The sequence below is a fragment of the Globicatella sanguinis genome, assembly GCF_002847845.2.
In the GTDB taxonomy this organism is placed as follows: Bacteria; Bacillota; Bacilli; order Lactobacillales; family Aerococcaceae; genus Globicatella; species Globicatella sanguinis.
Genome location: NZ_CP126962.1, coordinates 1,649,628 through 1,674,951, shown reverse-complemented (window position 1 = coordinate 1,674,951; position 25,324 = coordinate 1,649,628). Strand labels below are relative to the sequence as shown.

Here is a 25,324-nt window from a genome sequence, read left to right as displayed (position 1 = left end):
TAGCTTCATTAAAGATTACCTCTTTAAATGAGATAATACACCAAATGAAATTAAAAATCAATCTTTATTTTAATTAATTTTTAATTTTGATAAAATAAAACCCTGAAACATTTTATTTGTTTCAGAGTTTCATTAAATTATGATAAATCTAAACTAGGTTGAGCATTGAAATCTAAACTACCCATTTGTTGTTGTAGATACATTTGATAAGCAGCAGCCCCAATCATTGCCGCATTGTCACCACACAAAGGTAATGAAGGAATCAATACTTCGATTGGATCTAAGGTTGCAACTAATTCTTTTCTTAATCCGGAATTAGCTGCCACCCCACCAGCTAAGACAAATTGTTTAACTGAAGGATATTTCGTCACTGCTTTCGCCGCTTTAGTCGTTAGAACTTCAATAACTGCTGTTTGGAAACTAGTCGCTAAATCTTCTTTCACAAATGTCTCGCCACGTTGTTGAGCATTATGAACGAGATTCATAATAGCACTTTTCATGCCACTAAAACTAAAATCAAGATTATCTTCATGAATCATTGCTCTGGGGACTGGATAGGTTGCGTGTCCTGTTTGTGCTAATTGATCTAAGTATTTTCCAGCTGGATAAGGTAAATCTAATATCCGCCCTACTTTATCATAAGCTTCTCCAACCGCATCATCTTGTGTCTCGCCAATAACTTCAAACTGGTTATGGTTTTCCATGTAAACGAGCTCAGTATGACCGCCACTTGCGATTAAGGCTAATAATGGGAATTGTAATTGATTTTCTAATTGACATGCATAAATATGCCCTGCCAAATGGTTAACTTCAATTAATGGTTTATCATGAACGAAGGCTAATGTTTTAGCAGCAGTAATGCCTATCAATAAAGCCCCAACTAGTCCTGGACCTTTGGTGACGGCAATCGCATCAATCTCATCTATTGACACTTGTGCTTTTTTTAGTGCCAGTTGATAAATTTGAGTGATTTGTTCAACATGATGACGACTGGCTACTTCTGGTACGACACCACCAAATCGCATATGTGATTTAATTTGCGAAGCCACAATATTGCTGCGTATAATCGAACCATTTTCAATGACGGCAACACTTGTTTCGTCACAGCTTGACTCAAATGCTAAAATGAGATTATTCTTTTGACTCATCTTGATCTCCTTTCGTCAAATTTTTTTGGAAAATATAAGCATCCTCCATGGGATTTTGATAATAATTCTTGCGCTTAATTAATAAATCGAAGCCGGTTTTCTGATATAAATGAATTGCTGAATGATTACTCGCTCGTACTTCTAAAAAGATATTTTTTATTTGACGCTGACTTAATTGGTTTAATACAAAGACGAGTAATTCCGTTGCTAACCCTTGTTGTCGAAAGGTCTTATCAATGTAGACAATATTGATCGACGCTTCATCTAAAATATGATGCAATGCGACATAACCTAATAATTTGTCTTGATTAACCAAACAATAATATTCACTATGTTCATTATTAAAATCCGTTAACGTTTGGGCTTCATTCCACCCAAAATGTCGATTAGCTTCGATAATTTGTTCCTTAAATGGCGACATCATTAGTTTTCCTTTTATCGGTACAACATGGTACTCTATCAATCCTTATTCCTTCTCTCTACGACTCATAATTAAAGCCGTTTCGTGATTATTGTAATAATAGTTTTCCCTTTGATCAATGACTTGAAAACCCATTTTTTGATATAATTTTTGAGCACGTTGATTACTTTCTCGTACTTCCAAAGTGATTTGCTTTGTTTTAAATTGTTTAGCGATAGATAGCCATTCACTCACTAACCACTGACCTAACCCTTTTGATTGGTATCTTGGCAGCACCATCAACTGACTGATATGTGAATCTCGATACAGTACTCTACCAGTGATTACGCCCACTAACTTTCCTTCCAATTCAATCACTAAATACAAGGCATAAGGATTTTTGCGCCAATCATTTAAAAAATCAGCTTTACGCCAGGCTAAATAACCGTCGTAAGTTTGTTTTTCAATTTGTTCAAAAAAATCGAGATCCGATTGGTGACACAGTCGTAATACAAAGCCCTCGGGATGGGTTTTTGCTTGCCAATCCAGTTGTTCCATTATCTTGGGCATGGTAGGCGTCACTAAGTTTTTGCCTGATAGTCGTGTTTTGAATTTAGTTAATTGTTGTATCAACCAATGTATCATAACCGTCTACCTGCTCTTTTTTTTCTAACCATTCTCGCTCAGCTAAAGTCAACTGAGCATAATTTGGAGATAATAAATCAATATCTGCAATAGGCTCTTTTATTAAACGCACTGAACGTTCCATACGTGGTAAAGCCGACACATCGTCAACCCAGCGATAATTTAAATTAGGCAACACCTCTTTGACTAGCGGTTCAAAATTTGCGATTTGATGACCTACGAAAACAATCTCATCATACTGACTTAAAATAGACGCATTGTTTTTTAACCACAATCGCCAATCACTATGACTATCTTCAAGAATAGTGTTATGATTGCCCGTCATATCTATTTGGTAAATAGCAGTATAACAACTCTCTCGACGAGCATCCACAATTGGCACAATGGCTACTTTCTTGTCGGACGGCTCAACGCTTAAAGCCATTACAGCTAGACTCGAAACAGGATAAACGGGTATATTTTGACTAACTGCCCACATTTTAGCTGCTGTAACACCTATTCTTAAGCCTGTATAAGACCCCGGTCCCATTCCAATAATAATGCCATCAATCTCTTTTGCCGTCACTTGATTGCTTGCTAAAAGCTCTTTAATTTTGGGTAATAATAATACGCCATGTTGCATTTGTGATTGATTGTTTTCAAATGCTATAATGTTTTGATTGTTAAACAAGGCTAAACTAAGTAAATTTGAAGATGTATCAATGGCTAATAAACGCATATGATCGCCCCTTTCATTTGTCTATCTTATCATAAGCACGCCTATATTTCACTTAATATTTTTTCGTTCATATCGCTCATTTAATAAAAAAACATTGCCAATGCTTTGCACTCTTAACTGCATTTCCTGAAAATACCTGTGTATTTTAGGGTAACAGTCCGTTTGCTTGCATTGACAATGCTACTAAACTTTGTAAACTATCGTTCCATCACTTGACCTTTGATGGCATCCACTAACATTGAACCTGTTTGACCTTCAGAACGTTGATAAACGACATTCCAAACTGGAAGGTAAATATTTATCTCGTCCCATTCTTTATATTTGATATAACATAAAGTCACATGAATAATGGTTGAATTAGACGGCAAGTTCGTCTGAATACGCGTATCGAGTACTTCAATTGCCTCACGTGCTGTGATTAATTTATAAGGTTTATCCTCATCTAAAGTCACAAAATTATGCTGATACGTTTGAGTGTAGGACGCAATATTATAGTTTTCATCTAATTGTAATTTAATCTCAGCACTCCCATCTACAATGGGGGTATTATTAATAGCTGTCATCCAAAAAACAATGGTTCGATTGGTTGGTAAATACCAATATTGCGTATAAGCCCCACCTTCAATAAATAACTCATCATTCAATAAATATTGATCACGAATAAATTTTGCCACTTCGCTTGGTAAAGTGCTTGTTTCAGGCGTTATTTGCCCTTCCATATTTAACGGTTCATCAAAAGTAGCTGTTAATACATTTTCGTCTGAAAAATTCACTTGCTGATGGGTTAATTGATTCAATCCATCACGTAATACGCTATTCTCTTCAGTTTTAATTAAGGTGCCCTCAACTTCTTCTTCATTTAGTGGTGACAACAAAGTGATATCACGAGCTTGAAGTCTCTGTTCAATGCTTTGTTGCTGAAAATCACTTTGACGAATGGTAGTAGATTGAACTTGTTGATAGACTCTAAACCCTAGATAAATATCAAAGATTAAAAAAAACAAGGTTAACATTAACATAATTCGTTTAAAATCCATTGTTTGTCACCTACCTTCTTGTAAAATAGTGACGACTATCACTAATATTCCCCATGGCTTCGAGCTCACCTTCACGAATTTGATCAATTGAATAATAAACATTATTGATTTCAAAAAACCATTTAGGAACAAAGTTCACTTTTTGAAATTCAGACATATTATCTTGCCATTCATAGCCAATCACTACATTGGTAAAATCACTAACAGAATATCCCGCCATATTCAATTCATATGTCAATTCATCCACACTCATCAATTCATATGATCTACTTTGATCGGCGACATGCGCTTCCAAGTAAACCATCGGTAATGCTAAGCGCGTAATAGAAGTAGTCAAATTACCACCACGGAAATAAACACGACTACTAGCATAATGATTAACCGTCGAACTAGAAAAGGTAGGATAACCATCAAGATAACGTTGATAGACAATGGTTGTGCCATTTGACTGGGTTCCAATACGTATCCCGTTTTTCCAATATTCAAACTGACGCATTTGACTATAACTTTGCTCAATTCGTTGTCTATATGTTTTAGCTTCAAACTGATTGGTATTTTTGTAATTAATTCCAAGCATTTGAGCAAAAGGATTAATCTGAAGCTCCATATTTGAGTTGTAATACATAATGGTCCCACTGCTACTGTCTTCATTGGTAGAAACAGAACGCCATGAACGGACATTTCCAAATAAAGAATCAATCACATTAGTTTCAGGAACTAAATTTAAAGTATAAAGTTGACTTGGCATCGTCATGGTTTTTAACGGTAAATAAACATGATTGCCATTACTTAAATTATAGCGTTCAGCAACAATCCATTTCCCTTTTGAAACTCGCGCTATTTTAAAATAATCGTCCGTTGTGTTCCCTTCTGGCAATTTAGCCTTCATATATACTTGTTCAAAAGTATTTAATAAGTAGGCGGTATACTTTTCATTTTTAGGAAAAATAATACGGTTAAATTCAAATTCCGTTTCTTCACTTTCATTTTTAATAAAATTATCCACTAGTTCAAATGGTAAGGCTGTTGAAAATTCAAACTCGACTCTTTCCTGTGATATTAATTCGATATATTGCTCTTCTGGAGGTACCACGATTTTCTCAACTAAGGAGATACGCTTTTGACTTAAACTCGATGCCAGTGAACGTAATCCCGAATAATCATTCAATAAATAGGCATTATCGCCTTCAGAAATAATCACATTGGTCGGATAGATGATTTCTGCTAATTTTACATTAGCCAATTGATAGTAGTCAGAAACTTTATTATTACTATCAATTTGAATATTGACTTGTGCTGTTTCCTGATTAGAAGAGAAACGGGATAATAAAGCATTATTATCAAAAATCAAAATATAACTTAGTAACAAACTCACCACAATTGAGAGCGTTAAAAAGAACGTTTGAAAGGAAAATTTTCTCACGCTTCATCCCACCCTTCTTCATCTGAAAACTCTAGTTCAAATGGCTCATATGGTAATTCTACAAAGAAAGTTGAACCATGATTTTCTTTACTTTCAACCCAAATTTTACCTCCATGCAACTCTATCACTTCTTTAGAGATGGCTAAACCTAGACCGGTTCCCCCTTGGTCTCTTGAACGAGCTTTATCCACTCGATAAAAACGTTCAAACAGATGTGGTAAATCTTTTTGTGGAATGCCTAATCCTTCATCGGTAATACTTAACACAACCGTATGAGGATTATCAACAATTTTAACAATTACTTCCCCACCATCAGGAGAATATTTAATCGCATTGCTCATAATATTATCAATGACCTGTGTCATGCGATCTTGATCAATTTCTAAATATATTTCTCTTGGCGTAAATTGACGTTTAATCGTATATTTTTTCTCCTGTGAATCCAAAGTAAATTCAAAACGATCAACAATATGGTTGACAATCCGTTTAAAGTCAATTAATTCCATTTGAGGCTTAATTTGACCTCCATCAATTTTCGATAAATCCAGTAAGTTGCCAATCATCCGAATCATCCGATTCGTTTCTGATTGAATCACTTCAATAAATTGCGGAGCAATATTTTCATCTTGCCAAGCGCCGTCTGCCAATGCTTCCGTATAACTTTTAACGCTAGTTAATGGTGTTCGTAATTCATGGGAAACATTCGAAACAAATTCTCTTCTTTCTCGATCTGTTTTCTCCTGCTCTGTCACATCGGTCAAAACACAAACGAGTCCGGTTACAAACCCTGTCTCACGACGTATGATTGAGATTTCTCCCTTAAGGATCGTGTCATCTTCACGCTCAATCATTACTTCTTTTTCTCCAGCAAGCAATTCTTTGATGCGATGCGTTTGCTGAATACCTAATAACTCAATAATTGAAATGCCTAAAGCATCTTGTTGATGAATACTCAATAACTCTAATGCACGTTCATTAATTAGCAAAACATTACCACGACGGTCAGTTCCAATAACACCATCTGTCATATGTCTTAAAATCCCGTCTAAACGCTGGCGTTCGGATTCAATGGATTCTTGTCCATCTTTAACTTTAATAGCCAATTCATTAACGGTATTAGCTAATTCACCCAGTTCATCTTTGCCATTGACGGTGGCTGGATAATTATATATCCCATCAGAAATACGCATCGCTTGTTGTCTAATTTGCTCAATAGGATTGGTAATCGCTTGGGAAAGGAATAATGCAATCACGAAAGCGACCCCAATTGCGATAATTGCGGATTGCACAAAAATAACCATAACCGAACGAGTTTGATTGTAAATATTATTCATACTCGCTTCCACCATTACGACCCCTAATAGTTGATTATTATCTTGAGACATGACAGGACGTATTAATAAATAACTACGGTTATTACGTACATAATCATGATACTCTTGGGCATAAGCTTGTCTTGATGTTATAACGGCTAGAGCATTATCATTATCCACTCTTTGCCCCACCGTATTAGCCAGTCCACTTTGATTAATTGCCCTAACATAGCCCTCATTATCCAATATTTGAATTTTCGTTGCTTCGTCGGCCGTAAAAGTAGCTAAGGTCTGAGTTAGCTGTAACTCAATAGTAGTCGTCTGGTTAGGATCACCAGACGACTCTAAAATAGGTCTAACATTATTAATTAAAAAATTCGACTGTGTATTCCACGTTTCTTTAAAAGTTGTGACCGATTGTGATTGTAATTGGTCGATAAAAAAGACCCCAATAAACTGAAATGAAATCAGTAAAATAAAAATAAACAACATCGGTATTTTAAAGTAAATGGATTGAAAAAAACTAAATCCTTGCTTCATACAATTAGTCCTGATCCGGATTCTTTAAGAAATATCCTACACCTCTTCGAGTCACGATATATACCGGATGGCTAGGTGCATCTTCAATTTTTTCTCTTAAACGACGAATAGTCACGTCCACCGTACGCACATCCCCAAAATAGTCATATCCCCAAACGGTTTCTAAGAGATGTTCACGCGTCATCACTTGACCAATATGTTTGGCTAAATAATGCAATAATTCAAATTCACGATGAGTCAATTCAATTTCCTCACCACGTTTAGAAATAATATACGCATCTTGATGAACAATTAAATCTCCGACTACGATTTCATTAGCATTACCAGCCGCATTATCACTTTGTTCACGAGCGCTATGACGTCGTAAGTTGGCTTTTACACGTGCTACTAATTCGCGATTAGAGAACGGCTTAGTTACATAATCATCCGCGCCTAATTCTAAGCCTAGAACTTTATCAATTTCGGAGTCTTTGGCCGTTAGCATAATAATCGGTACACTACTCTCTTTTCTGATTTCACGGCAAACTTCCAAACCATCAATTTTGGGTAACATCAAATCTAAGACAATCAAATCTGGAGATTCATCATGAAACTTCTGTAGTGCTTCTTCACCATCATGGGCAACTTTAATTTCAAAGCCTTCCTTCTCTAAATTAAAAACGATGATATCTGATATTGTTTTTTCATCGTCAACAACGAGAACTTTTTTCATTATCATATCCTCCTCGTAGGATTTAAATTTACTACAATTCCTTTAATTGTTCTTTCATTAAAGGGTTTTATCTCTGTCCATTATAACAACAATTCTTTTTTTTATCTAGATGCATGAATTTTTACCTTTTGAAAAGTGGGTGTATTTTAAATTTTATCTTTGTAAGCTACTTACCCTTGAGTTTAAGAGTGCTCTAATAGACTCTAAAATAAAGAAACACGCAACATAGTCGCATAGCTATGTCACGTGTTATTTACTTATTTAATTAGAATATAATGACCGGTGTTCCTACTTCCACAGTATTGAAAACTTGTACCATCACATCAGGTGGCGTGTTAATACATCCTAAAGATCCGGCTGTTAAGTAAGCATCCCCACCAAAAGAAGCTTGCCAGTTTGCATCGTGAATTCCTTGACCGGTGTCATCAAATGGCATCCAATAAGAAACGGGTTGGACATAATCTTTTTGAGTATGGACATTATATCCCTTTAATTCAGTATCCTTTTCTTTATTCCAAACAGCATAAGCACCAGGTACAGTATCTGCTGTTCCGGTTCTACCCGTCACAACTGGTGTCGAAATAACTTGAGTGCCGTCTACGTAAACAAACATCATTTGATTGGCGATATCAATCTCAACATAAGTACTACCGATGTCATTTGTACCATCTGTTGAATATCCTGACCCTACGATTGCCGGTGTTCTGGTTACTTCTTGACCTGCAGCTAAATCAGCAGCAATTTGCGCAGCTTCTGATTCACTGTCAATCGACCAACCTAAAGTACCCGGTTGCACGGTGACGGTTCCACTTAATGTACTTGCGAACTCACGCGGTTTATTAAAAGTCGCATATTTATCATTAAGCGTTGACACATATTCTTGAACTAATGCTTGGTCTACGACAATTTGGTTACTTTGATCGAAATAAATCCATTTAATAATTTCTTCTTTCGGGATCGTAACGGTATCTCCCGCAATTTCTAAATTGATTTTAGTCTCAATATAAGAATTGATTTGATCCATAAAGCTCGTGATTTTTTCACTCTCACTAGTTATATCTGGTTGTAAATAAGCAGTATTCAATTCAACAGTCGTTTGTCCTGACTGTAATCCTTCAACGACCATTTGTTTTACTAAGTCTAAATCAAGTTGATTACCTACCGTTTCAGGCTCAACATAATAGCCTCTTGCATCGGTATATTCAATATATGCATCAGTAGAAGCCGTACGTTCACTATTGTTTAAGCCAATTGCAGCCAAAGCTTCGGTTAAAGCAGCGTCATCAATTTTTACATTATTCATTAATAAATTATCGTATTCCACCGATGAGAAATATCCTGCTAACCATTGTGATGGATCTTGAGCTTGATAAGCAGCGGTTAACACTTCATCGGCATTAATTTGCCCATTTAATTGTGCTAAGGTAAATTTACCTAATTCTTGACCATTTTCAGTTAATGTAATTTCCTTTTTACTTAAATCATCAGATATTTTTTGCTTTGCTTCTTCTAATGTTAAGTTACTAATATCAACCGAGCCAAATGTGGTATTCGCTTGGAACTTCTCAGCATAATAGCCAATTCCAGCCCCATAACCAATTCCCAACAATAAGACTAAAGCGATACTCGTAAAAAGTAGCTTTTTCATATCGTTGCCTCTTTTCTTTCTTGTTTCATTTTAAATAATAGCATAGAAATGTGAAAATATTTTGAATTTTATCGTAAGTATTCAAATATATATTAGAATAACTTACGAAGAGCTGCTGCTACTCCACCTTCATTATTACTCGCCGTTTCATATAAGCAAAGTTCTTTTATCGCCGGCGAAGCATTGCCCATCGCAACCGAATGTTTAACCCATTTTAACATTTCAACATCGTTTTGTTCATCACCTATGGCCATTATTTCAGTTCTAGTAATACCAAGGTCTTCGCTCAAAGCTTTTAACGCTGTCGCTTTATTCGTATCATTTGATAAAAATTCAATAATGATTGGTTGACTACGAACGACATCGAAAGCTGCTTTTATTTCTTGGGTAAGTAACTCATTCCAGGCATCAAGGTCTGCTTTTGGTCCTAAGACCATCATTTTAAAAATACCTTCCACTTGGTCAAAATCTGCTTGAGAAATAAATGTAATAGGCGTTGCCAATGTTTCAGCATCTTTTTGTACAAATTCACTTGGAGTTTGATCACCAATTAAAAAAAGATTTTCTTGATCAAATGCTACTAATTGCAATGTATCAAAGCGACTTTCAAAGAAAAATCGCACTAATTTTTGGCGGCTCTCAACGGATTGATAAGTGGCCGCCACGACATCATATCCTGGTAAACGATGTGTCGCCGCACCATTTTGAATGATTGCATACTCATTCTCATGTCCAAAATCAATTTGATCGATAAAGCGTCGGGTTCCTGGTAACGTACGTCCAGTACAAATGACCACTTTAATCCCCTTATCCATAATATGATGAACCGCTTCGATATTAGCGGCGGGAATTTCTTTCGTATCTGTTAAAAAAGTACCATCTAAATCAATTGCCACTAACTTAATATTATCCATTATACTTCCGCTTCCTTTCTAACCATCAATAAGCCATCTCCTAAAGGAACTAAACATGAACGATGTGTTTGATCGGATAAAACGGTATCCAGTAATTCATTTAATTTACGATGAATTTTACGAACACGTTTTGGTATGTCTGCTTCGTCATCTAAAATAGTGCCACCTTGGAAGACATCATCGATAATTAAGACGCCGCCCATTTTTAATAGGCGCATGCATTCAGGATAAAATTCAATATATTTCGCTTTAGCACTGTCCATAAAAATTAAATCATAAGAACCTTCTAAAGTTGGTAACACATCATTCGCATCACCTTCGATTAAAGTAATGCGGTCACTCAATCCAATTTTTTTGAAATTTTCTTTGGCTCTTTCATACATTAATTCATAGCGATCGATGGTTGTTAAATGCCCATCTGCTTGTAAGTGTCTAGCCATTAGACTGCCTGAAAAACCAATCGCTGTTCCGATTTCTAAAATATCTTTTGGTTGAATGGTTGCACAAAAAAAGTCGATAAATTTCGCTGTTTCATGAGGAATCACCGGGATACCTCTTTCGTTTGCATATTTTTCAATTTCACCTAACTTACCTTCAAATGGTAATTGAGCACTTCGCATATAATCAACCAGTTCTTTCATGACTACTGGTCGATGCATCATTTCGTTTAACATTCGTTGCCTCTTTCTTTATTTATTCATCTATATTGTACACTCCCTAGAATAAGATGTAAAATAAGGTTCCGTTTTCAAGACAAAAGAAATTGGGAGTGGATTAGAAGTAGAACATCGATGAATTCTGCCTCCAGGTGACCACCCCCATAATGGGTTTCATTTAATATTAATAAAGGATAGATGATTGATATACAGTATTAGGAGCTAATGCACCCATACTGCCAGTTACTATCTCATCACTTTTCTTTGGCTACTTCAGCCTTTTGCATGTCAATCATTTGATTTAATTGTTCTAAATCTGACACTGCAATTTCAACGGAAAACCCTACTTTACCTGCACTAAATACAATCGACGTATGATTATCTATCGATTGGTCAAAAGTCGTAAAAAAAGACTTCTTCATGCCAATCGGTGAACAACCGCCATGAACATATCCCGTTAAAGGTAAGAGTTCTTTTTCTTTAATCATTTCGATTGACTTCTCATTGACTGCTTTAGCTGCCTTTTTTAAATCTAGTTCATGCGTTACGGGTACGACAAACACATAGTGTGCTTTTGATTTCGCAACCGTCACCAGTGTTTTATAAATTGGTAATTCACTGGCTGCTTTTTTATTAGTAAATTCATGAGGTTGATAAGCTATTTGATGTTGCTCTAACAATCTCATCACATTGGTTTTATGTTGTTTTGACAAATTTAACCCTTCTTACTACTTTTCTTATTGGACGACATCGCGTTTAAAAAAGCTGTCAATTGTTGAAAGGCTACTTCATTATTATCTGTTCTTTCCAGCAATTCAATTACTTGTTGTGTATATTGTAAAACATCTTCACCCATTAAATTGCGTAATTTCCAAATATGTTGTAATTTTTCTTCAGACATTAAAAGTTCTTCTTTACGTGTACCAGAACGCAAGATATCCACCGCAGGAAAAATTCTTCTTTCTGCCCATTGACGCGATAGATGTAATTCCATATTACCGGTCCCTTTAAACTCTTCATAAATAACATCGTCCATTCGGCTACCAGTGTCAACTAATGCGGTTGCTAAGATCGTTAACGAGCCACCGTTTTCAACATTACGCGCAGCTCCAAAGAAGCGTTTAGGTAGATAAAATGCCGCAGGATCTACCCCACCACTTAAAGTACGACCACTTGGTTTGACTACTAAATTATAAGCTCGTGCCAAGCGAGTAATACTATCCATCAAGATCACGACATCACGTCCATCTTCGACTAAACGCATAGCTCTTTCTAACACGAGTTCACTAATCCGAACATGATTTTCTGGTAATTGATCAAAGGTTGAAGATACTACTTCTCCTTCAACACTGCGTTCAATATCCGTTACTTCTTCAGGTCGTTCATCAATTAAAAGAACAATTAATTCTGTATCGGGATAATTGCTTGTAATCCCATTCGCAATTTCCTTCAAAACGGTTGTTTTACCTGCTTTGGGTGGCGAAACAATAATACCACGTTGCCCAAAACCAATAGGCGCTATAATATCAATCATTCGATTAGCAATCCATTTAGAACCACTTTCTAATTTTATTTGATGATCCGGGTAGATGGCTGTTAAACTTGGAAAATGATCGCGATTTTTAGCCTCTTCAGGATTTTTACCATTCACTGAACTTACTTGCATTAAGCCAGGATAACGTTCATTAGATTTTGGTGGACGTGCTGGTCCTGCTACTTTATCTCCATTTCTTAAATCAAAACGTCTTATTTGAGAACTAGAGATATAAATATCTTCTTGACTGGGAGAAAAATTGATAGGTCTAATAAAGCCAAAGCCATCGCCGCCTACAATATCCAAGACCCCTTCAACTTGATAAAAACCTTGTTTTTCTTCTTGTGTACGCATAACTGCGAGTGCAAGTTCTTTCTTACTAAGTTGACTGTAGTTCGGTATCTCTAATTCTTTCGCATAAACATATAACTGCTTTACTTCCGCAGCTATTAATGTTTTTAGTGAAAATGCATCTGACACTATTTTTCCTACTTTCTTAATCTTCAATCATTTGAATATCTGCGCCTAATGCTTGTAGCTTACCAACAATATTGGTATAACCTCTTAAGATATTATCCACTCCTGTGATAATGGTTTCACCTTCTGCTATTAAGCCCGCAATAACTAAACTTGCTCCCGCTCTTAAGTCACTAGCTTTCACTTGAGCGCCAGTTAATTTACTTGGTCCTTCAAGGCGAATCATATCCCCGTCAACGCGAACATTTGCTCCCATACGGTTTAATTCAGGAATGTGTTTGACTCGTGCTGGGTAAATAGTATCCATAATCGTACCATGACCATTGGTAATCGCCATTAACGGTGTAATTGGTTGTTGTAAGTCCGTAGCAAAACCAGGATAAGGTAATGTTTTTAAACTCACCATTTTTAAATCTTTTGAAGGATGAACGTAAATGCTATCTTCAAAAATATCTAATTTTACGCCCATCTCAATTAACTTCGCAATAAAACTTTCTAAATGTTCATAAATAACATTGTTTATTTTAATTCCTTCGCCCATTGCGACTGCTGCCGCCATATAGGTACCTGCTTCAATTCGGTCAGGAATAATGGTATGAGTCACACCATTTAACTCTTCTACTCCATCAATTCGGATTTCACTCGTACCTGCTCCACGAATTTTAGCACCCATTTTATTTAATAAAGTAACCACATCAATAATTTCTGGTTCTCTGGCTGCATTTTCAATAATGGTGCGCCCTTGTGCTCTAACCGAAGCCAAAATAGCATTGATAGTTGCACCCACTGATACAACATCCATATAAATTCGAGCACCATTTAAGCCTTCTGGTGTGGATAAGGTTACGACACCATATTCATCATTAACATCTGCTCCTAAAGAACGAAATGCTTTAATATGTTGATCGATCGGACGTGGTCCTAAAAAACATCCCCCTGGTAATCCAATCACCCCTTCACCAAAACGTGATAAAGTAGCGCCCATAAAATAGTAGGATGCGCGTAAACTTTGAATTTTTCCAGTAGGCATTGGAATTGAAACAATATCAGTCGGGTCTATTTTTAAAACATTATTTTCAAAATGCGTTTTAACGTTAAAATCATTTAAAATTTCTATTAATGAGTGTACATCTTGAATATCTGGAACGCCTTCTAATGTCACTTCAGAATTAGCCATAATAGCAGCTGGAATTAAAGCTACTACACTATTTTTTGCTCCATTGATTGTAATTTCACCTTTTAAAGGTTTTCCTCCATGAATGACTAGCTTTTTCATTGATTGTGCTCCTCTTTTAGTTCTTTTCCTTTGTTTGTTGTAATAGTAAAGTAATTTGTTGTTTTATTTGTTCAATAATGGTTCTTTGTAACGGATGAGTTAGTCCTACTTCATCATATAAATCTAATAACACTTGATGAACTTGCAATGGTGTCCGTTGTATACGATCCACAAAGAATTGTTGATTAACGGTTAATACTTCATGGGCAACTAGATTTCTTAAATACTTTTCAATCTTACGCATCGTAGAGGCCAGTTCAATTAAGTGCTCATTTGATGAATTAGCTTCGATTAATTTCATTAAATGACTAGAACTCACATAGTGGTCATAATTGAAATAGTTCCCGTAATACTTTTTCCAAGTATCAGCAATAATATTAGGATGACTTTCAATTTTATTTTGTGACCATTGAAGCCCTCGATACAGATGTGCACCACTAGTTGTCTCTTTTTTTATTGGTTGAATATATTCCGCAAGATTTGGTAAAAAATCACGTTCAATTGCAATCCGAAAAACATCGACCAATAATGGAGTCAGTCCTCTTAAGTAATCACCGTACTCCTGTCGCTTCAATTGCAAGGTCAGTGTTTGTAAGTAATAATAGGTTTTACGTTCTAATTGGGATGCATCTAAAACACCTTGAAACGGAGTGTTTTGTGCAAGTTTTTTTACATTTTCATTGTCCACTTGTAAAATAGCATTGGCTAACTGGACTAATAATAAAATCTCGTCTTTACCATCAAAAGCCAACTGCTTTATTTCAAGTTCTAACGCTTGAAAATGATCATATTTTAAGAGGGCCAACAATACATCGTGATGATGTCTTTGTTTTTGTGTTATTTCATCCATTTGGATGCCTCCTAATTCGTATTTATTTTAGTTTATCATAAGTCTAAAAACATTCATACTTTTTGATTTTATCAAAAATAATCTTGCTTGTATAGGCTAAAGACAGGCAAAAAGGGGTTAGCAAAAAAGTCTAACCCCTTTTTAATCATTTACACATTAATTGTTTAAGAACGCCCTTTTTTAAAATAAATCCAAATACGATTAAATAACGACACAATGACAAAAGCTGCCACAAACATCAAGGTAATAGAGGCACCCGGAGGTGTATCCCACTGATAAGATAAGGTAATACCTGAGAAAACACCAATAACATTAATAACAATCGCAATGATAATCGTTTTTAAAAATGAATTGGATACTTTAATCGCTGTCGCAGAAGGAATCACGATTAAAGCAGATACTAATAGACTGCCTACAATCGGCATCATGATACTAATTGCTACCCCTGTAATCACAGAAAATAGAATTGAAATTAATTTAACAGGCAAACCGGATGTTTGTGCAGTCGCCTCATCAAATGTTAAAACATAGAGTGGGCGTCTAAAAATAGTATATAGTATCACTAACCCAATGGCTAAACCAATTAATAATTTTACTTCTTGATCGGTAATTAAAATAATCGATCCAAATAAGTATTGCTCAATACTAAAAGAAGCGGCATCAGGATTTAAATTGACTAGTACTAAAGCTACTGCCATCCCAGTCGCTGTCATTAAAGCCACCGAAACTTCTGAAAAATCACGATATGCCATTCTTAAATATTCAATCAGAACGGACGCTATCACCACCACAATTAAAGTAGTATAAGTCGGTGCTACTTTAAGCAATAGACCTAACGCTACTCCTGCTAAAGAGATATGGGCCAAGGTATCAGCTAATAAAGACTGACGTCGTAGAATTAATAATAATCCTAGTATGGGCGTAATCAATGAAATAGCGGCACCTGCTAGAAATGCTCTTTGGATGAAGTCATACTGAAACATCTCCATGGTGATGTCCCCTCCCCTCTAATTAATCGTATTTCGCGATCAAAATAACCTTCAATTTCTTTATCAGCATGCGTCACCATCAATATCGCTTTGCCATGCGCTTTACAACTATGTTGTAATAATTGATAAAAAGAGCGTCTCGATTCGACGTCCATTCCGGTCGTCGGTTCATCTAATACAAAAAAATCAGGGTCTGTTGCAAAAACACGCGCCAAATTAATTCTTTGTTTTTGTCCTCCTGATAATTCGCCAACTTTTTTATTAGCTAAATGAGCCATCCCAACTGCATTCAAAGCTTTTTCTACATGTTCTAAATCATTGGCATCTAATTTTTTAAACCAGCGATTTTTACTATAACGTCCTGATTCAACTAACTTTTGAACGGTCGAAGGAAAGCCAGCATTAAAAGCGGCCACATTTTGGGGAACATAGCCAATCGATAATTTTTCACCTTCGGCATTGACATCAGACAATTCAATGGTTCCAGTGGCGGGTTTCAATAAACCTAAAATATTTTTAATTAAAGTGGATTTGGCTGCCCCATTTTCACCGGTTAATATTACGAATTCTCCTGCATCAACATGAAAATTCACATTATGGAGGACTTTTTCTTGATCATAGTAAAAAGATAATTCTTTTACCGTTAATAGTCTCATTGCTTGCTCCTATCTTATATTAATCTTTTTGCGAAAATTTGTAACTATTACTTTTAACAGATATATGATAAGAGTTCTTCTTATGAATGTCAAGAATAATCTTTGATTTAATTCACCATCTAGTAGTAGTATCGATCCATCAATGATGCAGAAATAACGTTCAAACTGATACTACTTTAGATATTGAAGGCTCTTATATTCATTAAACTCAAATACAATTTATGATATCACTCCGGGAGTGGACAAGAAGTAGAAAATAAAACCATGCGTAACCGAAATTACACATGGTCTAATCTTTTTTATTTGGCGAGCTACTTAATAATCATAATTCAAATTAAGTTGCTACCCGATTCGATTTTGCAAACATTATAATAGATTAAAAGATTATTCTGCTGCAGTCGTTTCTTCTACAGTTTCATCTGTCGCAGTTTCTTCTGCTGCAGATTCGTCTGTTGCAGATTCGTCAGTTCCTGATTCAGCATTTTCATCCATTGCTGATTCTTCGGCTGATTCTAAATCTTCACCTAAATCTTCTAATTCATCGGCAGCTTCTTCTGGTGAAGAAGGTTGTTGTACTTCTACTGCTAATGCTTCCTCTGGTACTGTTACTTCTTGCGGAACATTATGCTCACTAAAGTTCAACTCTACATGAACTGAGAAGCTTTGTGGCATTCCACTTTCTGCATTTTCAGCAAGCTCTTCTTCGCCCATGAAGTCTTGCATATTAACTGTTAGATCCATTAGAAGTTTTGAAATGAATTTCGTTTCTTTATTGTATGAAACTTCAATAACAGGTTTCATTTGTAAGAATTTTGCTAATGATTCACTATTGAACGATTTATCTAATTGAGCACGTGATTCTTCGTCAAGTGCTTCACCAGATTGTTCCTCCATATTAGCAATCGTATCTTCTTTAACTTTCTCTAAGTCAACTAATGCATCCATATCATTCCACATTTCTTCTGCATTAATGTCTTGTTTTAATGTATAAACATAATCGGTGTCTGTTTCGGTTACGTCCATATATTTGCTAGTAAACTCTGTTGTTTTTTGTGGGTCTACATTACTTGATTGGCTATAAGCATCTTGGAAACTCTTAATCATATCGGCTTCTAATGTTGTGAAATCATAAGCAGTCCAATTAATTCCAGATCCTGCTTCACCTTCCATTGTTCCGATATAAGCAGTACTATTTTGATAAAATGCTTTTAGACCAATTTCTTGTCCACCTAAAAACAGACTTGAAACATTTCCTTCAAAACTACCTTGTAAAGGAATACCATTAAAGGTACCGTTAAAATTTAATTGCCCCATATCAGCTGTTTGATTATCAGAAACTGCCGATACTTTAATAAAGCCATCCCATTTTACAGATTCAAAGTGTTTATTAGCTTCTTGAATTTCAGTTAAAACATTTTCATCAATTGTTGTTTGCGCCATAGTTGTTGTAGCAACTGGCCCAGTGAATAATAACGTCGAAGCGGCTAATGCAAAAAATTTCTTCATTGTTTTCTTCATCTTAAATTCCTCCTTAGAAATTCTAACCTAAGTATAGCATAAGTTTTTTGCTATCTTCTACTAATAACACTTGAGATACTATGATTATTCACTAAAAACAGCAAAAAAGAGGCTGGGCAAAAGCTTTTTAAATTCTGTTCAGCCATATCTATTTAATTCAAAGCGCAGTGGTTGAGTGGTCTCAAATGGCGTCTAAACGACTTGTTTGAGACCTACTCAACTGTGCGGGGGTGGGCAGACGAAGCGAAAATTATTTAATTTTCTACTTCTTGCCCACTCCCTATTTCTTAAATCTTTATTCAATAATTTGGATTTTTTCCTGGTAATCTTGCCAACTTGGTGGTATCATCGCTTCTTCTTCATCGACACCTTTAGCACTTACTTTATCAAATAAAATTTTGATTGTTTGAAATAACAATTTAAAATCGAATGCTAATGAATAATTTTTGATATAAAGTAAATCAAAGTTCAGTTTATTATTGAAGTCTGTACTGTACTTACCGTAGACTTGTGCATACCCTGTAATTCCTGCTCGTACATGATGACGTAGAGCATAGTAAGGGTTAGCCTCTTTAAATTGGTCTACAAAGAATGGTCGTTCAGGACGAGGGCCAACTAAAGACATATCGCCTTTTAAAACATTTAATAATTGTGGTAATTCATCAATTCGCGTACTGCGAATAAATTGTCCCACTTTTGTCACACGACTATCATTCGATGTTGCTAAAACAGGGCCTGAATCTTTTTCAGCCGCTGCATTCATCGAACGGAATTTTAAAATATTAAACGTTCGGTGATCCATTGTGATACGTTCTTGCTTGTAAAATATTGGTCCCGGTGAATCTAGTTTGATTGCAATCATCGTAATCAACATAATCGGCGCTGTCACAGCAATTAACACTAAGGAAACAGCAATATCAATCATCCGCTTTACAAATGCTTCTTCAGCCGGTATGGTAAACGGTGAAACTTCGATGATACTTTCATCTTCAAAATTCATAATATTAGGATTAACCATCATTAAGTTCTCAAATTCAGTACTAATAAATAATTGTTTATTTTCTTTCATTAAGTACTCAAAAATTTTTAAGCGTTCTTTTTCATCAATATGTCCCGTTACATATACAATATCGACTTCATCAGCTAATCTTTTTACATTTTGATAATAATTAGATAAAGCTACATGGGTTACTTTATGACGAGGACTATCCATTAAATCAAAATTATGAACCGCTTCTAAAACCCGTTCATTCTTCCCTACTATTAGAATTCTTTTTTGTCCTCTTAACTTATGATATAACAAATAGACACCGTAGTTATAAAGAAACATCACAATCGAACCGATTAATAAGTTCCATAAAACAACGGAACGAGGAAAAGTTAACCAACTTCCTGCATAAGTCAAGGCCATTAAATAAACAGTTAACATAATTTGACTTAAAATTGTAAAAAATAATATGTCAATTTTGGATTTATTATAAAATATATAGGTACCAAATAATATATTAATGATGATAAAACCGATAACAATCCAAGGATAACTGCTTTCAAATGCTAAAAAGTTACGCGCAGGAATTTTCCCCATGAATTTAATATAAAAGGAAATGTAGATAGCGATTAGGCTTACTAAAGAACCCACCGTTACCGCACCAAATTTGATTAGCGTATTCCATTCATAGCGGCTTTTCATAAAATCATCCTTTCTTTCTTTTTCTATCTGTCTTATTATAACGATATTAGATAAAATTATCTAGTAGTTGTTATTTTAATCAAAAAAGCTGAGTTATTGCTATATCTTCCATCATTCATCTAGACAAATAATGAAAGTTTATAGAATAACTCAACTATACAAGTGATTAATCCGTCAACTCTTCTAATACCTCTTTCATTGGAACATACGCTTCCGTTTCTTCATCATATAAATTATAAAGCGTTTCTACGGTAAGATCTGGATCTAATTGCACTAGTACACCACGAATACGACCATTTTCAACATGACTTGTCGTTAATACGTACTCATTAGCACGTACTGAAACTTTTTCATCATCTTCTGGCACATAACCAATTTCATAAATAATCGAACCGGCAATTGTGTCCACTTCTTCATCACTTAAACTTTGATTAAAGTAATTATTAAATTTATCAATCGATAAGCCACCATTAATATAATAATTTTGGTCATCTATTTTGCGGATATCTCCAGCATTCCCCATATCGGTCTCGTCTTCAATTTCTCCAACGATTTCTTCTAGTAAATCCTCTAAGGTCACAATTCCTTCGACTCCTCCATATTCGTCTCGTAAAATAGCCATATGGGTTTGTTCACGTTTAAATTCAACAAGTAAATCATCAATATAAATCGTTGACGGAACGAATAGTGGTTCGCTGGCGATCTCTCTAAATTCAATATTATCAAAACCGACTTCACGGGCTGCCTTCATCACATTTTTCATATGAATAACTCCGATAACATTATCCTTTTCAGTTTCGTATAATGGAATACGGGAGAACGGACTAGATAATAAAGTGTTTAAAATATCTTCTTTAGAATCTTCAATATCTACCATTTGTGTATCGGTTCTAGGCACCATTACTTCACGGGCTAACTTACTATCTAAAGATAAGACACCTTCTAACATCGTCAATTCAGTAGCATCTATCGTTCCTTCTAAACGACTTTCGGCCAAGATTGCTCGCATCTCATCTCGCGTATATTTTTCTTCTTCTTTTGAAAAATCAATCGGTGTCACGCTTCTAAGTAATCCTGTTGAAGCAGACAATAAGCTTACAAATGGTTTAAATACTGTTTGAACGAATTGAATGGTCCCTGCGGTCCACATCGCAATTTTCTCGGGCATTTGCAGCGCCACTTGTTTTGGAAATAGTTCTCCAAAGACTAATGTAATATAAGATAAAAGTATCGTCACTAAAACAATTGCCAGTGTATTAACACCCGGAAATTGCGGTATCCACTGAGCAATATATTTAGCAAAACTTGTCGCAGCCGAAGCAGATGATAAGAATCCTGCTAAGGTAATTGCTACTTGTATCGTCGCTAAAAAATCTTCTGATTTATCTAATAATGCTTGCACTTTAACTGCACGTTTGTTACCTTCTTCAACTAAATTATCGATTTTTTTACGATTCAATGAAACAAAAGCCATTTCACTAGCGGCAAAAAATGCGTTTATTGCAGTCAGTATCAGAATAGTTAATATCTGACTAAATAATGAATTCCCCGAGGGGTCCATATTTGTTCTCTCCTTTGTGTATTAAAATATATAATATAAAACAATAATAATCTTTTTTTATTGAAAAATCAATTTTTTTAAAGAGAGTGGATATTAAAAATAAAATGTTATGATATTCGTTTCAATTACCCACTCTAACAGTGTTTGATAGATACCAAATTTGTCTTTAAAAGATGTTATTAATACGATTCTGCCATTACGTGGATGTCATATTTTTGTTGGCAGATAATGAGTCAGTTTCTAAACACAATTCTTTTAATTTTAATATGCTCTTGCTAACCATACCGTATGTTTTGCAGGTTGGCCTGTTACGATACAGGTCGTTTTTTCCTCAACTTGACCTGCAAATGGAATATTACGGGTGGTAAATCCGGTTAACTCTTTAATTTTAGCTTCACTTTCTTCAGTACCATCCCAGCCAGCTAATACCCAGCCTGGCAATTCTCCAGCTGCGCGTTTTGTTTCAATATGTTCGACTAATTCATCAAGCGTATTAATATTTGTATGATAATTTGCTTGATTCATCGCCCGCGCTGTTGTTAACAAACGTGTTTGCATGGTTGTTAATTCACTTTCAATCGTCTCAATAAAGTCAGCGAAGGGGACAACTTTTTTATCACTCTCATCACGTAATTTAATGATTACTTGCTCATTTTGTAAGTCTCTTGGCCCACACTCAATACGTAAAGGCACTCCTCTTAATTCCCATTCATTAAATTTATAACCTGGTGAATTATCAGTATCGTCTATTTTAGTACGAATCCCTTTAGCTTTTAACTGAGTATTCAATTCCTCAATTTTTTCTAAAATTGCGGGATTTTTTTGCCATGGTCCAACTGGTACTAATACAACTTGAATTGGCGCCACTTTTGGTGGTAACACTAATCCTTGATCATCACTATGCGTCATAATCATAGCACCAATTAAACGGGTTGAAACACCCCAAGAAGTAGTATAAGCATAAACGTGTTCATTATCGGTATTTAAATAACGAATATCAAACGCTTCTGCGAATTTTGTTCCCATATAATGAGAGGTACCTGCTTGAACAGCTTTTCCATCTTGCATCATTGCTTCGATTGAATAAGTATTTTCAGCACCGGCAAAACGTTCTGAAGGCGTCTTTTCACCTGCCACTACTGGAACCGCTAATAACTCTTCGACAACTTCACGATAAATAGTTAACATTCTCATTGTACGATTTTTTGCTTCTTCAGCTGTCGCATGTGCAGTATGTCCTTCTTGCCATAAAAACTCAGACGTACGTAAAAACGGTAAAGTTTTCTTTTCCCAACGAAACACATTGGCCCATTGGTTAATTTGCATTGGCAAATCACGATAAGATTGAATCCAATTACTATAGGCATCGCCAATAATCGTTTCGGATGTTGGTCTTAAAGCTAAACGTTCTTCTAAAGGTTCCCCTGCAGCTTCCGTTACCCAAGGTAATTCCGGACTAAATCCTTCGATATGATCTTTTTCCTTACTAAAGAAAGTTTCAGGAATTAGCATTGGGAAATAAGCATTGCGAACACCCTCTTCTTTAAAGCGAGCATTAAAAGCGGCTTGAATATGTTCCCAAATTTCGAAACCATCCGGTTTAAAAATCATACATCCTCTAACCGGTGAATAATCCATTAAATCTGCTTGTTGAATTGTTTGTAAATACCATTTTGAAAAATCTTCTTTACGTGTTACCATTTTTTTGCTCCTTTTTTAAAATATAAAAATAGCTGTTTCATCCTGTGTTAAGGACGAAGAACAGCTACTCCGCGGTACCACCTTATTTGCTATAAAGCCAACTCTTTGCCGATAAGGGGGCGACCCAAATACACATTATAGTAGGTTCTTTTAGGGGACATTAGTTGCTTGCAGCCGGGACAACCTCTCTTAAAATGCCGAAACTAAAATACTAGTCTATATCACCTTTATTATAGCTACAAACTTACTAAAAAACAAGAACATAATATTACTTCGAGCAGAAGGAAGTGGACCGGCAGTAGAAAAGCAATTGGTTTTCGCTTCGTCTGTCCACCCTCGAAAAAAATGAGTAGGTCTCAAACAAGTTCATATGACGCAGTTTGAGACCACTCAACCACTGCGCTATAAATAAAAGAGTTTGATTGAAACAAAATTATTATATTTTTCCCAGTCTCCTAAACAATTCAAGTAATGCGTGCTATGCATCCTCATGCCGCTTTTTAAAAACAACTTTTATTGTTTACTCGCTTTTATTTGATTTATTCTTTCGGACTCATTGCGTTCACTAACGATTGATAATCGCATCGCCAGTATCGTTAAGTTTATAAGTATCCAGTAAGCCCATCTTATTTAGTGGCCAATAAATAACATTGGCTTCACCAACAACACTCTCAATGTCGACAAAGCCAAAATCACGTCCGTCTATTGATTTTTGACGATTGTCTCCCATTACAAATATTTTTCCTTCTGGTACTGTTGTTGAACCTGTGATTTGTTCCAAAGTAAAGTCACTGGTAAAGTTGCCGTTAAATTCATCTTGTTTCGCCTTTAAATAAGGTTCATCTAAAGCTTTCCCATTAAGAATCAATTGATCATTATTCACTTCAACAGTATCACCTGGCAAGCCGATAACACGCTTAACATACATTTTTTCTGGATTGTTTGGCGCGTTGATTATGACCACATCAAATCGATCAACTTCTCCTAACTTCCACATAAATAATCGTTCTCTATCAGCTAAAGTATAATCCATCGAAGGTCCATCGACCATGAACGGTTGTAAAGCCACTTGTTGGACTCCCCACACAATCGCAAAAACAATGGCAAAGGTATATAAAGTACTCACAATTTCACGTAATATTACTTTTATATCCATCTTAATACCTCAAATCTAAATTAGTTTCTATATTTTTTAACTTGATTATGAGTTAAAATCAATCCAACTATTGTTTACTCGCTTTTATTTGATGTATTCTTTCGAACTCATTGCGTTCACTAACGATTGATAATCGCATCGCCAGTATCGTTAAGTTTATAGGTATCCAGTAAGCCCATTTTATTTAGTGGCCAATAAATAACATTGGCTTCACCAACAACACTCTCAATGTCGACAAAGCCAAAATCACGTCCGTCTAATGAATTTTGACGATTGTCTCCCATTACAAATATTTTTCCTTCTGGTACTGTTGTTGAACCAGTGATTTGTTCTAAAGTAAAATCACTGGTAAAGTTGCCGTTAAATTCATCTTGTTTCGCCTTTAAATAAGGTTCATCTAAAGCTTTCCCATTAAGAATCAATTGATCATTATTCACTTCAACAGTATCACCTGGCAAGCCGATAACACGCTTAACATACATTTTTTCTGGATTGTTCGGTGCGTTGATTATGACCACATCAAAGCGATCAACTTCTCCTAACTTCCACATAAATAATCGTTCTCTATCAGCTAAAGTATAATCCATCGAATGTCCATCGACCATGAACGGTTGTAAAGCCACTTGTTGGACTCCCCATACAATCGCAAAAACAATGGCAAAGGTAAATAAGGTACTCACAATTTCACGTAAGATTACTTTTATATCCATCTTAATTCCTCAAATCTAAATTAGTTTCTATATTATTTTAACTTGATTATGA

Annotated in this window: 23 protein-coding genes; all 23 read right to left on the bottom strand. The window is 35.5% G+C overall.

The window, feature by feature from the left end; translation table 11 throughout:
• Positions 1-137: 137 nt before the first annotated feature.
• Positions 138-1,148, bottom strand: coding sequence for a tRNA (adenosine(37)-N6)-threonylcarbamoyltransferase complex transferase subunit TsaD (gene tsaD, locus CYJ72_RS07505; protein WP_066123487.1), 1,011 nt, complete (start codon positions 1,146-1,148; stop codon positions 138-140).
• The gene (gene rimI / locus CYJ72_RS07500) at positions 1,132-1,611 is read right to left on the bottom strand and encodes a ribosomal protein S18-alanine N-acetyltransferase (protein WP_143739999.1); all 480 of its coding nucleotides are present in this window, start codon (positions 1,609-1,611) and stop codon (positions 1,132-1,134) included. The genes tsaD and rimI (CYJ72_RS07500) overlap by 17 nt, the downstream gene beginning before the upstream one ends.
• Positions 1,612-1,614: 3 nt before the next feature.
• Positions 1,615-2,193, bottom strand: coding sequence for a ribosomal protein S18-alanine N-acetyltransferase (gene rimI / locus CYJ72_RS07495; protein ID WP_066123480.1), 579 nt, complete (start codon positions 2,191-2,193; stop codon positions 1,615-1,617).
• Complete coding sequence (gene tsaB, locus CYJ72_RS07490; RefSeq protein WP_066123477.1) at positions 2,162-2,911, bottom strand: tRNA (adenosine(37)-N6)-threonylcarbamoyltransferase complex dimerization subunit type 1 TsaB; 750 nt, start codon at positions 2,909-2,911, stop codon at positions 2,162-2,164. The genes rimI (CYJ72_RS07495) and tsaB overlap by 32 nt, the downstream gene beginning before the upstream one ends.
• A 197-nt stretch (positions 2,912-3,108) precedes the next feature.
• Entirely contained in the window at positions 3,109-3,948 is an 840-nt protein-coding gene (yycI, locus tag CYJ72_RS07485; protein WP_284629003.1) for a two-component system regulatory protein YycI, read from the bottom strand.
• A 10-nt stretch (positions 3,949-3,958) separates the two neighbouring features.
• Entirely contained in the window at positions 3,959-5,371 is a 1,413-nt protein-coding gene (gene yycH / locus CYJ72_RS07480; RefSeq protein ID WP_101813123.1) for a two-component system activity regulator YycH, read from the bottom strand.
• Entirely contained in the window at positions 5,368-7,224 is a 1,857-nt protein-coding gene (gene walK / locus CYJ72_RS07475; RefSeq protein ID WP_101813124.1) for a cell wall metabolism sensor histidine kinase WalK, read from the bottom strand. Before walK ends, yycH begins: the two co-directional genes overlap by 4 nt.
• Positions 7,225-7,228: 4 nt before the next feature.
• Positions 7,229-7,942, bottom strand: coding sequence for a response regulator YycF (gene yycF, locus CYJ72_RS07470; protein ID WP_180764762.1), 714 nt, complete (start codon positions 7,940-7,942; stop codon positions 7,229-7,231).
• Between the two features lie 259 nt (positions 7,943-8,201).
• The gene (locus tag CYJ72_RS07465) at positions 8,202-9,584 is read right to left on the bottom strand and encodes a L,D-transpeptidase family protein (RefSeq protein WP_101813950.1); all 1,383 of its coding nucleotides are present in this window, start codon (positions 9,582-9,584) and stop codon (positions 8,202-8,204) included.
• Between the two features lie 92 nt (positions 9,585-9,676).
• A complete protein-coding gene (locus CYJ72_RS07460; RefSeq protein ID WP_101813951.1) occupies positions 9,677-10,498 on the bottom strand; it encodes a Cof-type HAD-IIB family hydrolase in 822 nt (273 codons plus the stop codon).
• Positions 10,498-11,172 carry an O-methyltransferase gene (locus tag CYJ72_RS07455; RefSeq protein WP_284628993.1) on the bottom strand — a complete coding sequence of 225 codons (675 nt, stop codon included), beginning with the start codon at positions 11,170-11,172 and terminating at the stop codon, positions 10,498-10,500. Before CYJ72_RS07455 ends, CYJ72_RS07460 begins: the two co-directional genes overlap by 1 nt.
• A gap of 236 nt (positions 11,173-11,408) precedes the next feature.
• Positions 11,409-11,867, bottom strand: coding sequence for an aminoacyl-tRNA deacylase (locus CYJ72_RS07450; protein ID WP_101813952.1), 459 nt, complete (start codon positions 11,865-11,867; stop codon positions 11,409-11,411).
• A 2-nt stretch (positions 11,868-11,869) separates the two neighbouring features.
• The gene (gene rho, locus CYJ72_RS07445; RefSeq protein ID WP_284628990.1) at positions 11,870-13,168 is read right to left on the bottom strand and encodes a transcription termination factor Rho; all 1,299 of its coding nucleotides are present in this window, start codon (positions 13,166-13,168) and stop codon (positions 11,870-11,872) included.
• 16 nt (positions 13,169-13,184) lie between these two features.
• Positions 13,185-14,441, bottom strand: coding sequence for a UDP-N-acetylglucosamine 1-carboxyvinyltransferase (murA, locus tag CYJ72_RS07440; protein ID WP_066123445.1), 1,257 nt, complete (start codon positions 14,439-14,441; stop codon positions 13,185-13,187).
• A gap of 16 nt (positions 14,442-14,457) precedes the next feature.
• The gene (locus tag CYJ72_RS07435) at positions 14,458-15,291 is read right to left on the bottom strand and encodes a hypothetical protein (protein ID WP_066123442.1); all 834 of its coding nucleotides are present in this window, start codon (positions 15,289-15,291) and stop codon (positions 14,458-14,460) included.
• Positions 15,292-15,455: 164 nt separating this feature from the next.
• Positions 15,456-16,280 (bottom strand): metal ABC transporter permease, encoded by an 825-nt coding sequence (locus CYJ72_RS07430; RefSeq protein ID WP_078755504.1) that lies wholly within the window; start codon positions 16,278-16,280, stop codon positions 15,456-15,458.
• Positions 16,238-16,936 carry a metal ABC transporter ATP-binding protein gene (locus CYJ72_RS07425; protein ID WP_066123438.1) on the bottom strand — a complete coding sequence of 233 codons (699 nt, stop codon included), beginning with the start codon at positions 16,934-16,936 and terminating at the stop codon, positions 16,238-16,240. Before CYJ72_RS07425 ends, CYJ72_RS07430 begins: the two co-directional genes overlap by 43 nt.
• Positions 16,937-17,320: 384 nt before the next feature.
• Entirely contained in the window at positions 17,321-18,454 is a 1,134-nt protein-coding gene (locus tag CYJ72_RS07420) for a hypothetical protein (RefSeq protein WP_101813955.1), read from the bottom strand.
• A gap of 295 nt (positions 18,455-18,749) precedes the next feature.
• On the bottom strand, positions 18,750-20,144 hold the full coding sequence (locus CYJ72_RS07415) for a sugar transferase (protein ID WP_066123433.1): 1,395 nt from the start codon (positions 20,142-20,144) through the stop codon (positions 18,750-18,752).
• A 166-nt stretch (positions 20,145-20,310) separates the two neighbouring features.
• A complete protein-coding gene (locus tag CYJ72_RS07410) occupies positions 20,311-21,705 on the bottom strand; it encodes a hemolysin family protein (RefSeq protein ID WP_066123430.1) in 1,395 nt (464 codons plus the stop codon).
• A 261-nt stretch (positions 21,706-21,966) separates the two neighbouring features.
• Positions 21,967-23,406, bottom strand: coding sequence for a proline--tRNA ligase (gene proS / locus CYJ72_RS07405; RefSeq protein ID WP_066123429.1), 1,440 nt, complete (start codon positions 23,404-23,406; stop codon positions 21,967-21,969).
• A gap of 565 nt (positions 23,407-23,971) precedes the next feature.
• Positions 23,972-24,562: a signal peptidase I gene (lepB, locus tag CYJ72_RS07400; protein WP_101814094.1), complete on the bottom strand. Its 591-nt coding sequence runs from the start codon at positions 24,560-24,562 to the stop codon at positions 23,972-23,974.
• A gap of 119 nt (positions 24,563-24,681) precedes the next feature.
• Positions 24,682-25,272 carry a signal peptidase I gene (gene lepB, locus CYJ72_RS07395; protein ID WP_284628965.1) on the bottom strand — a complete coding sequence of 197 codons (591 nt, stop codon included), beginning with the start codon at positions 25,270-25,272 and terminating at the stop codon, positions 24,682-24,684.
• Positions 25,273-25,324 lie beyond the last annotated feature (52 nt).

What these genes read in the sequence shown, in the direction of transcription:
- tsaD (WP_066123487.1), bottom strand. Translation starts at nt 1,148, where the DNA reads ATGAGTCAAAAGAATAATCTCATTTTAGCATTTGAGTCAAGCTGTGAC.
- rimI (WP_066123480.1), bottom strand. Translation starts at nt 2,193, where the DNA reads ATGATACATTGGTTGATACAACAATTAACTAAATTCAAAACACGACTA.
- tsaB (WP_066123477.1), bottom strand. Translation starts at nt 2,911, where the DNA reads ATGCGTTTATTAGCCATTGATACATCTTCAAATTTACTTAGTTTAGCC.
- yycI (WP_284629003.1), bottom strand. Translation starts at nt 3,948, where the DNA reads ATGGATTTTAAACGAATTATGTTAATGTTAACCTTGTTTTTTTTAATC.
- walK (WP_101813124.1), bottom strand. Translation starts at nt 7,224, where the DNA reads ATGAAGCAAGGATTTAGTTTTTTTCAATCCATTTACTTTAAAATACCG.
- yycF (WP_180764762.1), bottom strand. Translation starts at nt 7,942, where the DNA reads ATGATAATGAAAAAAGTTCTCGTTGTTGACGATGAAAAAACAATATCA.
- CYJ72_RS07465 (WP_101813950.1), bottom strand. Translation starts at nt 9,584, where the DNA reads ATGAAAAAGCTACTTTTTACGAGTATCGCTTTAGTCTTATTGTTGGGA.
- CYJ72_RS07460 (WP_101813951.1), bottom strand. Translation starts at nt 10,498, where the DNA reads ATGGATAATATTAAGTTAGTGGCAATTGATTTAGATGGTACTTTTTTA.
- CYJ72_RS07455 (WP_284628993.1), bottom strand. Translation starts at nt 11,172, where the DNA reads ATGTTAAACGAAATGATGCATCGACCAGTAGTCATGAAAGAACTGGTT.
- murA (WP_066123445.1), bottom strand. Translation starts at nt 14,441, where the DNA reads ATGAAAAAGCTAGTCATTCATGGAGGAAAACCTTTAAAAGGTGAAATT.
- CYJ72_RS07435 (WP_066123442.1), bottom strand. Translation starts at nt 15,291, where the DNA reads ATGGATGAAATAACACAAAAACAAAGACATCATCACGATGTATTGTTG.
- CYJ72_RS07430 (WP_078755504.1), bottom strand. Translation starts at nt 16,280, where the DNA reads ATGGAGATGTTTCAGTATGACTTCATCCAAAGAGCATTTCTAGCAGGT.
- CYJ72_RS07425 (WP_066123438.1), bottom strand. Translation starts at nt 16,936, where the DNA reads ATGAGACTATTAACGGTAAAAGAATTATCTTTTTACTATGATCAAGAA.
- CYJ72_RS07420 (WP_101813955.1), bottom strand. Translation starts at nt 18,454, where the DNA reads ATGAAGAAAACAATGAAGAAATTTTTTGCATTAGCCGCTTCGACGTTA.
- CYJ72_RS07415 (WP_066123433.1), bottom strand. Translation starts at nt 20,144, where the DNA reads ATGAAAAGCCGCTATGAATGGAATACGCTAATCAAATTTGGTGCGGTA.
- CYJ72_RS07410 (WP_066123430.1), bottom strand. Translation starts at nt 21,705, where the DNA reads ATGGACCCCTCGGGGAATTCATTATTTAGTCAGATATTAACTATTCTG.
- proS (WP_066123429.1), bottom strand. Translation starts at nt 23,406, where the DNA reads ATGGTAACACGTAAAGAAGATTTTTCAAAATGGTATTTACAAACAATT.
- lepB (WP_101814094.1), bottom strand. Translation starts at nt 24,562, where the DNA reads ATGGATATAAAAGTAATATTACGTGAAATTGTGAGTACTTTATATACC.
- lepB (WP_284628965.1), bottom strand. Translation starts at nt 25,272, where the DNA reads ATGGATATAAAAGTAATCTTACGTGAAATTGTGAGTACCTTATTTACC.